Consider the following 12,485-nt stretch of genomic DNA (forward strand, 5'->3'; position numbering starts at 1 on the left):
GGGGCGGGCTCCGAGCCCGTTCGGACGGCGAGGTGCTCTGTGCTCCTCCCCTCCCCCCCCCCCCCCCCCCCCCCCCCCCCCCCCCCCCCCCGCGGCCGGTGGGGGCTCCGGGCCCGGCGCGCCCGGAGCCGCTTCAGTCGCCCGACGGGCGGGTGGCCGCGCGGACCCGGTCCGGCCAGGGCGGACAGTTCACCAACTCGGTCCACTCCCGGTCGTACCGTCCGGGGATCGCACGGCCCGCGGACGCCCAGCGCTCGACCAGCGCGGCGTAGATCGGTACGGATGCCGACTGGTGAACGGTCTGGTGAACCGTTCCGCCACCCTCGGTGCTCCGGTCCAGCGCTCTGCTCGGCTGCGAGAGAGAACGGCGTCGCATCGTCGTCGTCATAGTCGGCCAACGCGCCACGTTCCCTCAGGTCACCTTCCCGGGGCCGAGCTCACCCGCACCGGCGTGGGTTCGCACATGTCAGCGAGTCCCCGTGGCGACCCCTCCGCGTCCTCCCGGCGGATCGCCTCCGCCCGGTGTCCACATTTCGGTATGACAATGAAAAGCGTTCCCGCATTCACCGGGGAAATGGAGAACGCGAAACCCAATTGATAACCGTGTCCATTGCAGCCTTTGCCGAATTCGCCCCGGTGCTGTTTGAATTGCGCTGTCCGGAAGGCGATCCGAGGAGGAACGGGTGAGCGCTCATACGCGGGGGCCCGGCGATGGCCACGACGGGCACGCACACGGGGACGGGCACGCACACGGGGTGGCGAAGAACGCCGATCGCCGCTGGCTGTCCCTCGCGCTGGCGCTGATCACCTCATTCATGCTGGTGGAAGTGGTCATCGGGGTGATGGCGCGGTCGGTGGCCCTGCTGTCCGACGCGGCCCATATGCTCACCGACGCCGCGTCGATCGTGCTGGCGCTCATCGCCATCCGGCTCTCCGCCCGCCCCGCGCGCGGCGGTTACACCTATGGGCTCAAGCGGTCGGAAATCCTTTCCGCACAGGCCAATGGACTTTCTCTGCTGCTGCTCGGACTCCTGCTCGGGTACGAGGCGGTGGAGCGGCTCATCGCTCCGCCCGAGGTGACCGGCAGCCTCACCCTGATCACCGCGCTGGTCGGTGTCGCGGTGAACATCGCGGCGACCTGGTGCATGTCCAAGGCGAACCGCTCCTCGCTCAATGTGGAGGGCGCCTTCCAGCACGTGCTGAACGACCTCTATGCCTTCATCGCCACCGCCGTCTCCGGACTCGTCGTGGTGACCACCGGCTTCGCCCGCGCCGACGCCATCGCCGCGCTCATCGTGGTCGCCCTGATGCTCAAGGCGGGGGTCGAGCTGGTCCGGGCCTCCGGCCGGGTGCTGCTGGAGGCGGCCCCCGCCGGGGTCGAACCGGACGAGGTGGGCCATCTGCTGGTGTCCCACGACGAGGTGGTCGAGGTGCACGATCTGCACGTCTGGCAGATCACCTCGGGGGAGGTCTCACTCTCCGCCCATGTGCTGGTGGCCCCGCTCGGCGACTGCCATGCAGTGCGGCAGGGGCTCGAAGAGGTGCTGGAGCGGGAGTACGGCATCACCCACACCACCCTTCAGGTCGACCACGCCGATGAACACACCTCACCCGCCCATACCGAGGGCGGCCACTACGATTCCGGCGCCGCGGCCCCGCGGACGGAGCACTGCCTCACCGCCCACGGCCCGGTGCACCGGGCCGAACCGTAGGGCAGTGGCCGTACCGCCGGTCAGGGACGCGGCCGGCGGGGACGGTCGGCCGGATCCGCGTTCTCCAGCCGGACCGGTGGCAGGAACTCGGTCAGCAGGGTGCGGTGCCACCAGTCCCCACTGGCGCGCCGCTCCTGCCGGGTGGTGAAGCGGTACACGTACAGCCGGGCGCGCACATGGGTGGGCGGGGCGTCGGGGAACGGAGCGACCCGCAGCAGCTTCAGCGTCGCCCGGTCGTTCACCAGCAGTTTGGCCACCAGCGGGGAGAACCACGATCCGGCGTAGGCCGGTGAGATCCCGGCGAACCACATCATCCAGTCCAGCCGCAGGTGGTACGGCGCGAACTGGCGCGGCAGCCGCCGCACATCCCCGGGCTTGCCCCGGAACTCGTACTCCTTCCACACGGTGGCCGAAGTGAGCACCGGCTCGTCGGTGCCCTCGATCACCACTTCCTGCCGGGTGCGGTTGACACTGCCGAAGGCTCCGTAGGTGTTGACCAGGTGCAGCGGGTTGAAGGAGTAGTTCATCAGCTGACGGCCGGACAGCAGATTGCGCGCGGGCCAGTAGCTGAGCACCACCACCAGCGCGGTCGCGGCCAGCACCACGCCCTGGTACCAGGCCGGGGGAGCGGCGAGCTCGGGAGGCCCGGGCACCGGCAGCACCGTGGCGGCGAGCCGTCCGTCGACGGCGGACAGGGCCAGCAGGATCGTCAGCCAGTTGAGCCAGGAGAAGTTCCCGGAGGCCACCAGCCACAGCTGGGTGACCACGATGATTCCGGCGGCCACCCCGGCCACGGGCTGCGGGGTGAACAGCGCGAGCGGCACCACCAGCTGCGCCACGTGGTTCGCCGCCGTCTCCGCCCGGTGCAGCGGTTTGGGCAGATGGTGGAAGTACCAGCTCAGCGGGCCCGGCATGGGCTGGGTCTCATGGTGGTAGTACAGACACGTCAGCTGCCGCCAGCACCGGTCGCCCCGGATCTTGATCAGCCCGGCGCCGAACTCCACCCGGAACAGCAGCCAGCGCAGCAGCCACAGCACCAGAACGGGCGGCGCGGTGTCCGCGTTGCCCAGGAAGACGGCCAGGAACCCCGCCTCCAGCAGCAGTGACTCCCAGCCGAAGCCGTACCAGACCTGCCCCACATTGACGATCGACAGATACAGCAGCCACAGCACCAGCCAGAGTGCCATCGCCGCCGCCAGCGGCACCCGGTCCGCCGCCCCCGCGAGCACCGCGGCCGCGAGCACCGCGCCCAGCCGGCCGCAGACGCCGAAGAAGCGGTCGGAGTAGTGCAGATGGAAGAGGCTCGGAGACTCCCGGAACGGTACCCGCGCAACGAAGCGCGGCACCGGCGTCAGCCCCCGCGCGCCGATCAGTGCGGGTCCCTGCCGTACCGCCACCAGAAAGGCGATCAGGTAGACGGCGGCCAGCCCCCGTTGGAAGACCAGACGGCTCAGCCAGTAGTCGGTTGAGGTGAACCACTCCATGGGGGCCGCTCCTCGGGCCTGTCGCTGCCTCGGCCTGCGTGTATCCGTACCACCTCCGGCGGGTGCCCACGAGGTCCCGGGGCCCGGCCGCGCGGGAGTTCATTCGGTAGGGGGCTCCTAGGGGTGACCGGGGTTAGGGGTTATCGGTGTCCCCTCCGGTCCGTAGCGTCGGTGCTCGGCGGCTCCTGGCGGCACACCACCCCGTGTGGTGTGCCGCGTCCCGCCCGCCCCGACCACCGCATCCCCCACCAGGCCGAGGTGTCCTGCCGGCCAGAGCCCCATCGGGCCCGGACCGGCGCGGGCGCGCACCCGACTGACGGTGGCCGAGCACGGCACCACCGGCGCCGCGTCCCTCCCGCCTGCCGTCGACGACGGCCGGTGGCGGGGCGCCCCCCGGCGACGGCTCCGGTGCCGTGACACACCCCACCGCCGTCGGCGCCCAGGACGTGAAAGGACCCATCGGCATGGCACACCACTTCTCCACCATCGCGGTGTTCGGCCTCGGAACCACCGGAGCCCACCTCGTCGACCTGCTGGTCCGAGCCGGCCGTCAGGTGATCGCCGTGGAGGCCGACGACACGGCGCTGCGGCGCGGCCGCGCCCGGGTGACCGCCACCGGGAACGGTGCCGAGTTCACCACCGACCCGGCGCGCGCCGCGGGGGCCGGTCTGGTGATCGAGGCGCTTCCCGAACGACTGGAGGCCAAGCGCGGACTGTTCGCCCGGCTCCACCCCCACTGCCCGCCGCACACCGTGTTCGCCACCACGACCACCGGACTGTCGGTGACCGAGATCGCCTTCGGCGCCGGACGCGCCGACCGCACCGTGGGACTGCACCTGTTCCCGCTGGACCCGGTGCGCGAGGGCGCGGCCGTGGAGGTGGTCGGCACCCCGCTCACCGCGGACGGGGTGCTGGCCGGTATCGGGGAACTGATACGCGACCTGGGGCGCACACCGGTCCCGGTGGCCGACCGGCCGGGCTTCATCGGGGGCGCGCTGACGATGGCGTACCTCAACGACGCCGTCACCATGTACGAACGGCGCTACGCCTCGCGCGACAGCATCGACACCGCCATGACCCTCGGCTGCGGACTGCCCCGCGGCCCGCTGGCCCATCTGGACGAGATGGGTCTGGACACCGCGTACGACGCCCTGGAGGCGCTGTACGGACGGACCGGCGATCCGCGCTTCGCCCCCGCGCCCACCCTGAGCCACATGGTGGCCGCCGGGCTCACCGGCCGCGCGGCGGGCCGCGGTTTCTACGCGTACGGGACGGGTGGCGGGGCGCCGGAGGACGCGGCCGGCGGCCCGGCCGCCGCACCGTCCCGACCGGTGCGCCGGATCGGGGTGGTGGGGTCGGGCACGATGGCCGTCGGTATCGCGGAGGTGTGTGCGCGCTCGGGCTCTCCGACGGTGCTGGTGGCCCGGAGCGAGCTGCGGGCCAAGGAGGCCAGGGCCGCCGTGGAGCGATCGTTGGAGCGCGGGGTGCGGCGCGGCAAACTGGCACCGGAGGCGCTCGGCGCCTCGATGGACCGGCTGGCGACCGGCTGGGCGATGGACGCACTGGGGGAGTGCGACCTGGTGGTCGAGGCGGTGGCCGAGGACATCGGCGTCAAGCGCGCGGTGTTCGCCGCGCTGGACGCGGTGTGCCCGCCGGGCGCGGTGCTGGCCACCTCGACCTCCAGCCTGCCCGTGATCGAGTGCGCGATGGCCACGGGGCGGCCCGAGGACGTCGTCGGGATGCACTTCTTCAACCCGGCCCCGGTGATGCGGCTGGTGGAGGTGGCGCATACGGTGCTGACCTCCCCCGAGGCGCTGGGCACGGCCCACGCGGTGGCCGCGCGGTTGGGCAAACGTGCGGTGGACTGCCCGGACCGCGCCGGGTTCATCGTCAACGCCCTGCTCTTCCCCTATCTCAACAGCGCGGTGGCGATGCTCGAGGAGGGCCTGGCCACCGCGGAGGAGATCGACACGGTGATGACGGCCGGGCTGGGCTACCCCATGGGGCCGCTGCGGCTGCTGGACGTCATCGGGCTGGATGTCTCCCTGGCGATCCAGCGCACCCTGCACCGTACGTTCCGGGAGCCGCAGTTGACCCCGGCCCGTCATCTGGAGCTGTTGGTCGACGCCGGTCACCTGGGGCGCAAGACCGGCAGGGGGCTGCATCCGCACGACGTCTGAGCCGGAACCGGAACGGCTCCGCGGCGGGCGGCCGGCCGCCCGCCCGCGGTGTCGGCGCGTCCCGTGATCACCGCGCGGACACGCCGATTCAGCATGTCCGGGAAGGGTGGTACGACCATGGAACATGCCGTTGGAATAGTCCTCCGACGGCCCGCGGACCGAGAATTCAGCGCTACCGGAATTTCAGTGGACGGCCACCCTCTGGAATATCCCTAGGGAATTCCGGGCGAATCGTTTCTCGCTGCCATCGGCAACGGACATAAGAAACGCATTACCGAGCAAAACGGGCAAATGCGTGTTCGAATGATGATCCTCCAGGTCACCCTATCCGTGATCGAGTACTGATGGAGTCAAGAACGGCGCTGAATGTTCAGGGGTCGCCCTAGGGGGTCTCGTGTATGCTGGCCGTCTCTTGTAAATGCCCACGTGAGCGGGGGTGACACTCGGTTGACCAGGCCTCTGTGGACTCCGGTGGCATTGATGTTGTCGGGGTAGAGGTGATCCGCCAGTGCCGATATCCGGTGACCTCCGGATGCTCGGCCAGAATTAGTAATTCGTTAACGGTGATTTTACGTGCGGCCATGGTGGCGTGACTGGCAGGCGTATAGCTTGCCGGGAGACGTTGAGTTGTCGTGTGCAATGCTTCGCGTCGCATTCGGGGGTGCGAGCAGTGGTCTTTTCATTTGCCAGAGCTAGGCAATTCGACGCGCAATTTGAAAGGCTTCGGAGGGCTTTTTCCCGATGCCTGTCCGGCGAGGCGGGCATCGTCCTCGTCGAGGGCGCCGTGGGGTGCGGCAAGACCTACGCGCTCGAAGCCGTCACGGCCCAGGCGGCGAAGGCCGGGGCCATCGTCCTCAAGGTGTACGGATCGTCGGCCGACCCGGCGCCGCTCGACACCCTGCGCCAGCTCCTCGACTCCCCACGGCTGCCCAAGGCCACGGCCGACCGGCTGCGGCGGGCACTCGACCACGGCGCCCTCGGTGCCGCGGGCCTCCTCGAAACCGCAGGCAGCGCCACCCCCGGCGTCCCCCTGACACAGGTGCAGGGCGTGCGGGAGTTCCGTGCCGCGCTCTATGAACTCGCCGCCCGAGAGCCCGTGGTGATCTGTGTCGACGAGCTTCAGTGCGTCGACGGACTGTCCCTCCAGTACCTGCTGTACCTCGCCACCCGGTCCCACGCCGCGAAGCTGCTCATGGTGTTCGCCCAGGCGACGGACAGCGAGCAGAAAGACGCCGTCTTCAATACCGAGCTGCTCCGCCAGCCCAATTTCCAGCGGGTGCGCCTGGAGCGGCTGTCCTGGGAGGAGACCGCACGGTTGCTCACCACCCGTCTGGGACTCCCGGATTCAACTGATGTGTCCTACAACTGGTATGAGGTGAGCGGCGGTAATCCGTTGTTGCTACGCGCGCTGATGGACGATTACCGCACCGGGGGAGCGCCCCCGCTGCCACATCACGCCGTCGACCCCGTGGTCGGGGATATGTTCGTCCAGGCCGTACTCACCTGTGTCTACCGCAGCGGTCACACCGTCTCCCGGCTCGCCGAGGGCATCGCCGTACTCGGTGCCTCCGCCTCCCCGGATCTGCTCGCCCGGCTGCTGGGCCTCGGCCCCGTGGGCATCCAGCGCGGGGTGGCCGCCCTCGCCGGCGCCGGTCTCATCGACGGGCTCGCCTTCCGTGACCCCTCCGTCGAAGCGGCCGTGCTGGAGGACATGGAGCCCGGCGCGCGGCTGGACATGAACCGCCGCGCCGCCGTCCTGCTGCACCAGGGCGGCGGGGCGACCCTCGCCGTCGCCCGCCATCTCCTCGCCGCCCAGTCCGCCGACGAACCGTGGGCCGTACCCCTGCTGCGCGACGCGGCGCAGCAGGCACTCGCCGAGGACGACGCACCACTGGCGGTGGCCTGCCTGGAACTCGCCTACGCCGCATGTGACGACGAGGAGCTGCGGGCCAGCATCCGGATCGGCACAGCGGGCATCATGTGGCGGCTCAACCCCTCCGCCTCCGAACGGCTGCTCGAAGAACCCCTCGCCGCACTGCGCGCCGAGCGCCTCCCCGCCTCCCACATCGGGCGGCTGATCGAGCTGCTGCTCGCCCACGGCCGGATCGAGGAGGCGCGCTGCGCCATCGGACGGCTCAACGCCGTCATGAACAGTGCGGCCCCCACCCCGCTCTCCCAGTTCCGGATGACCACGCGGTGGGCCCAGGACTCCGGCGCCACGGACACAGTTGCCCAGGATCCCGGCACCCAGGAGCGCGCTCCCGGCGGCGCCACCCGGCAAGGCCCGGACGGCGGGGCGTTCCACGCGCCGTCCCCCTCCTCCCACCGGCCCTCCTCGCTGACCACCATCACGGCCGCGTTCACCGGGTTCTTCGGCGGCGGGGAGCGCGAGGAGTCACCGGTCGCCGCCGCCGAGAAGGTGCTGGAGGTCTCCCCGCTGACCGACGCCACCTTCGAGTCCATCGTCAACTCGGTGAACGCGCTGGTGTACGCGGGCCGTCCGGACAAAGCCGCCCCCTGGTGCGACTCACTGATGGAGGAGGCGAAGAGCCGTCGGTCACCGGGCTGGCGGGCCATCTTCGCCTCGATCCGGGCGGAGATCGCGCTGCGGCAGGGCAACCTGGTGGAGTCCGCCGCGTACGCCACCACCGCCCTGGAGATCGTGCCCGGCCGGGACGGCAGCGTCTTCATCGGCGGCCCACTGGCCAGCCAGATCCTCGCGTACACCGCGATGGGCAAGTACGACGCGGCCGCCCGTCAGCTCAGCCGCCCGGTCCCCGAGGCGCTGTTCCGCTCCATCTACGGGCTCGGCTACACCCGTGCGCGGGGCCGCTACTACCTGGCCACCAACCGCTTCAACGCGGCGCTCGGCGAATTCCTCATGGCGGGCAAACTCGCCCAGCACTGGGAACTCGACCAGCCCGCGATGCTGCCCTGGCGGTCCGACGCGGCCGAGGCGTGGCTGGCACTGGGGGAGCGGGACAAGGCCGTGACCCTGATCTCCGAACAGCTCTCCCGGATCGGCGCGGGCGACTCCCGGGTCCGCGGGGTCTCCCTGCGTTTACTGGCCGCGGCGGGAGACCACGAGCACCGCTCCCGGCTGCTCGGCCAGGCGGTGGAGGAACTCCAGTGTTCGGGCGACCGGCTGGAGCTGGCGCGCGCCCTGGACGACCTCGGCTGCGCACTGCGCACCTCGGGCGACCACGGCAGGGCAGACGCCATCACGGGCCGGGCCTGGCAGATGGCCAAGGAGTGCGGCGCCGCGGAGCTGTGCGCCCGGATCCGGCTGGACTCCGGGCTGGATCCCGGGGAGCCCAGGCAGGTGGTCCAGACGGTACGCGGCCCCCTCGGCGCGAAGACGACGGTGCACCCGTCCCTGGGCTCGAAGCTCAGCGAATCCGAGACCAGGGTCGCCGCCCTGGCGGTGGACGGCTACACCAATCGCGAAATAGCGGCCAACCTGTACATCACCATCAGCACGGTCGAACAGCACCTGACGCGGGTCTACCGGAAACTGAATATCCGAAGCCGTCAGCAGTTGCCGTCCGCGCTGCGCGCCGAAGTCGATGAAATCGCCTGAACCTTCGCCGCCGCTTCCTTCCCGGAGGCGTGCGAAGAGATCTCACAGGGGTGGCCGCACCACGCGGCCACCCCTGTTCCACACCCACCCCTGAAGACACCCCTAACACCCACGGCACACCTGGAGAATCAGCCCGCGGCGTTGCTAGTTTCAGGCGGCATGAAGGGCATAGTCCTCGCCGGAGGCAGCGGCACCCGACTGCATCCTCTGACCCACGCGGTGTCGAAACAGATCCTCCCCGTCTACAACAAACCCCTGGTCTACTATCCGCTGTCGGTGCTGATGCTCGGAGGCATCAGGGAAATCCTGGTCATCTCCACGCCGCACCACGTGGGATTGTTCCGGGAGCTCCTCGGCGACGGCAGCCGGCTGGGCCTCACCATCGAATACGCCGAACAGGCCGAAGCCAATGGAATCGCCGAGGCATTCATCATCGGAGCCGAGTTCATCGGTGACGACCCGGTGGCGCTCGTCCTCGGCGACAACATCTTCCACGGCCCCGGCTTCTCGAAGATGCTCCACCACGAGGCGAGCGCGGTCGACGGCTGTGTGCTCTTCGGCTACGGGGTCAAGGACCCCGAACGCTACGGCGTCGGAGAGATGGACGAGAACGGGCAGCTGATCTCCCTGGAGGAGAAACCGGCCCGGCCCAGGTCCAACCTGGCGATCACCGGGCTCTATCTGTACGACAACGACGTCGTGGACATCGCCAAGAACGTCCAGCCCTCCGCACGCGGAGAACTGGAGATCACCGATGTCAACCGGGTCTACCTCGAACGCGGAAAGGCCCGGCTGGTCAGCCTGGGACGCGGATTCGCCTGGCTGGACACCGGAACCCATGATTCGCTGCTCCAGGCCGGACAGTACGTACAACTCCTGGAACAGCGGCAGGGAGTGCGGATCGCCTGTCTCGAGGAGATCGCCTTCCGTATGGGCTTCATCGACGCCATGGCCTGCCATGAACTCGGTGAACAGCTGAACAAGACGGACTACGGCCAATACCTCATGGACCTCGCGTCCCATCACCGCTGAAAGGGTCTGCAGTGCGCATAGTCGTGACCGGTGGCGCGGGTTTCATCGGCTCCCATTTCGTCCGCCGGACGCTGGCCGGGGCGTACCCGGCCACGGCGGATGCCCAGGTCGTGGTGGTCGACAAGCTCACCTACGCGGGCAACGAGGCCAACCTGGCCGAGGTCGCCGACAGTCCGCGGCTGCGCTTCGTACGCGGCGACATCTGCGACGGGGAACTCGTCGGAGAGCTGCTGCGCGACACCGACCTCGTGGTCCACTTCGCCGCCGAATCCCATGTCGACCGCTCGATCTCCGGGGCCGAGGAATTCATCCGGACGAATGTGCTGGGCACCCACACCCTGCTCAACGCGGCGGCCGGAGCCGGGGTGGGAAAATTCGTCCACGTCTCCACGGACGAGGTCTACGGATCCATCGACAGCGGATCCTGGACCGAGGACCGCCCACTGGAGCCCAACTCCCCCTATTCCGCGTCGAAGGCGTCGTCCGACCTGCTCGCCCGGGCGTTCCACCGCACCCATGGACTTCCCGTCTGCGTGACCCGCTGCTCCAACAACTACGGGCCCTACCAGTACCCCGAGAAGGTCATTCCACTGTTCGTCACCAACCTCATGGACGGCAAACGGGTACCGCTGTACGGCGACGGCGGAAACGTCCGTGACTGGCTGCACGTCGACGACCACTGCCGCGGAATCGCCCTGGTGGCCGAGAGGGGTGAACCGGGCGAGGTGTACAACATCGGCGGCGGTACCGAACTGACCAATCTCGAACTCACCCACCGTCTCCTCGAACTGCTCGGCGGCGGCTGGTCGATGGTCGAGACCGTGGCCGACCGCAAGGGACACGACCGCCGTTACTCGGTCGACATCACCAAGATCTCCCGGGAACTCGGCTACCGGCCCGAGATGTCGTTCGAGGTCGGTCTCGCGGAAACCGCCAAATGGTACATGGAGCACCGCGATTGGTGGGAACCGCTCCAGCGGCGGTGAACGTGACCGGGATTCCCCGGTTACGTCCCCGGCCACCCCTATCCGTGGATTAGGGGTGCGAACGGTTAGGGGTGGCTGCGGTGACCACTGCCCGGATACCGTCGATTTCTGGATCATGGTCAGCCCATTCCATGCGTTCTCAATTCCTGAGAGAAGAGTCTGAGGTCGTGATGTCGGAGAACTCCGTGGTGCGTGACGAGCCCATCGCCGTCATCGGTATGGCCTGCCGTATACCGGGCGCGTCGACCCCGGACGAGTTCTGGCAGTTGCTCCGCAACGGCGAGAGCGCCATCAAGGAGATTCCGGACGACCGGCACGCCGCCCAACTCCGGGACGCCGGAATCCGACGCGGCGGCTTCGTCCGCGAAGTGGACACCTTCGACCCGGAGTTCTTCGGGATTTCCCCCCGCGAAGCCCTCGCGATGGACCCCCAGCAGCGACTGGCCCTCGAACTGTGCTGGGAGGCACTGGAATCCGCCGGGGTCGTCCCCGCCCGGCTCCGCGACAGCCGCACCGGAGTCTTCGTCGGAGCCATCGCCGACGACTACGCGACCCTGACCCACCAGCGGGACCGGTCCGCCATCACCCAGCACACCCTGACCGGACTCAACCGCGGTCTGATCGCCAACCGTGTCTCCTACGCGCTCGGCCTGCGCGGCCCCAGCGTCGCGGTGGACACCGGTCAGTCCTCCTCGCTGGCCGCCGTCCACCTCGCCTGCGAGAGCCTGCGGCGCGGCGAGACCGAGACCGCCCTCGCGGGCGGCGTACAGCTCAACCTCGCCCCCGACGGCTTCCTCGCCGCCGCCCGGTTCGGCGCGCTCTCCCCGGACGGCGACTGCTTCACCTTCGACGCCCGCGCCAATGGCTACGTACGCGGCGAGGGCGGCGGTCTGGTCGTCCTCAAGCGCCTGTCCGACGCGCTCCGCGACGGCGACCCCGTCCTGTGTGTGGTCCGCGGCTCCGAGGCCAACAACGACGGTGGTGGCGACAGCCTCACCACCCCCGCCACAGAGGGCCAGGCCGCCCTGCTGCGCGCCGCCTACGAGCGCGCCGGAGTCCAGCCCTCCCAGGTCCAGTACGTCGAACTGCACGGCACCGGCACCAAGGTCGGCGACCCCGTCGAGGCGCGGGCGCTGGGCGAGGTCCTGGGCGCCGGCCGCCCCGCCGGATCACCCCTGCTGGTGGGATCGGCCAAGACCAATGTCGGCCACCTGGAAGGCGCGGCCGGCATCACGGGGCTCATCAAGACGGTGCTCGCCCTGGTCCACGGTGAACTGCCCGCCAGCCTCAACCACGAGTCGCCCCATCCCGCGATCCCCCTCGCCGACCTCAACTTGCGCGTCCAGACCGGGCTGGACGAGTGGACCCCGGACGAGGACGCGCCGCGCCGCGCGGGGGTCAGCTCGTTCGGCATGGGCGGCACCAATGTGCATGTGGTGCTGGAGCAGGGGCCGGTGGCGGAGCCGGTCGAGGCCGGGGGTCAGTCGTCGGTTGCCGCGTGTGTGGTGCCG

The 12,485-nt window shown here is 69.8% G+C and carries 8 protein-coding genes; 6 read left to right on the forward strand and 2 right to left on the reverse strand.

Features of this window, described 5'->3' with window-relative positions:
- Positions 1-133: 133 nt before the first annotated feature.
- Entirely contained in the window at positions 134-376 is a 243-nt protein-coding gene (locus tag AC07FT_RS10665; protein ID WP_254740884.1) for a hypothetical protein, read from the reverse strand.
- Positions 377-683: 307 nt separating this feature from the next.
- On the opposite strand from AC07FT_RS10665, the gene AC07FT_RS10670 reads away from it, so the two are divergent.
- Entirely contained in the window at positions 684-1,712 is a 1,029-nt protein-coding gene (locus AC07FT_RS10670) for a cation diffusion facilitator family transporter (RefSeq protein ID WP_479175664.1), read from the forward strand.
- Between the two features lie 20 nt (positions 1,713-1,732).
- Here AC07FT_RS10670 and AC07FT_RS10675 read toward each other — a convergent pair whose 3' ends face one another.
- Positions 1,733-3,196, reverse strand: a complete 1,464-nt coding sequence (locus AC07FT_RS10675; RefSeq protein WP_479175665.1) for a lipase maturation factor family protein — start codon at positions 3,194-3,196, stop codon at positions 1,733-1,735.
- A 464-nt stretch (positions 3,197-3,660) separates the two neighbouring features.
- Between AC07FT_RS10675 and AC07FT_RS10680 the strand changes: the two genes are divergently transcribed.
- From AC07FT_RS10680 to AC07FT_RS10700, 5 genes are all read left to right on the forward strand, one after another.
- On the forward strand, positions 3,661-5,376 hold the full coding sequence (locus AC07FT_RS10680) for a 3-hydroxyacyl-CoA dehydrogenase family protein (protein WP_479175667.1): 1,716 nt from the start codon (positions 3,661-3,663) through the stop codon (positions 5,374-5,376).
- Between the two features lie 670 nt (positions 5,377-6,046).
- Complete coding sequence (locus tag AC07FT_RS10685) at positions 6,047-8,956, forward strand: helix-turn-helix transcriptional regulator (protein ID WP_479175668.1); 2,910 nt, start codon at positions 6,047-6,049, stop codon at positions 8,954-8,956.
- 159 nt (positions 8,957-9,115) lie between these two features.
- On the forward strand, positions 9,116-9,988 hold the full coding sequence (gene rfbA / locus AC07FT_RS10690) for a glucose-1-phosphate thymidylyltransferase RfbA (protein WP_471196837.1): 873 nt from the start codon (positions 9,116-9,118) through the stop codon (positions 9,986-9,988).
- Positions 9,989-9,999: 11 nt separating this feature from the next.
- Positions 10,000-10,974, forward strand: a complete 975-nt coding sequence (rfbB, locus tag AC07FT_RS10695) for a dTDP-glucose 4,6-dehydratase (RefSeq protein ID WP_479175670.1) — start codon at positions 10,000-10,002, stop codon at positions 10,972-10,974.
- Between the two features lie 170 nt (positions 10,975-11,144).
- Positions 11,145-12,485 (forward strand): beta-ketoacyl [acyl carrier protein] synthase domain-containing protein (locus AC07FT_RS10700; protein ID WP_479175671.1); only part of this gene is annotated, 1,341 nt, incomplete at its 3' end.

The organism is Streptomyces sp. NPDC045899, assembly GCF_056431485.1.

Bases quoted from the DNA above. Each gene is read 5' to 3' on its own strand.
- AC07FT_RS10665 (WP_254740884.1), bottom strand. From the start codon at position 376: ATGCGACGCCGTTCTCTCTCGCAGCCGAGCAGAGCGCTGGACCGGAGC.
- AC07FT_RS10675 (WP_479175665.1), bottom strand. From the start codon at position 3,196: ATGGAGTGGTTCACCTCAACCGACTACTGGCTGAGCCGTCTGGTCTTC.
- AC07FT_RS10680 (WP_479175667.1), top strand. From the start codon at position 3,661: ATGGCACACCACTTCTCCACCATCGCGGTGTTCGGCCTCGGAACCACC.
- rfbA (WP_471196837.1), top strand. From the start codon at position 9,116: ATGAAGGGCATAGTCCTCGCCGGAGGCAGCGGCACCCGACTGCATCCT.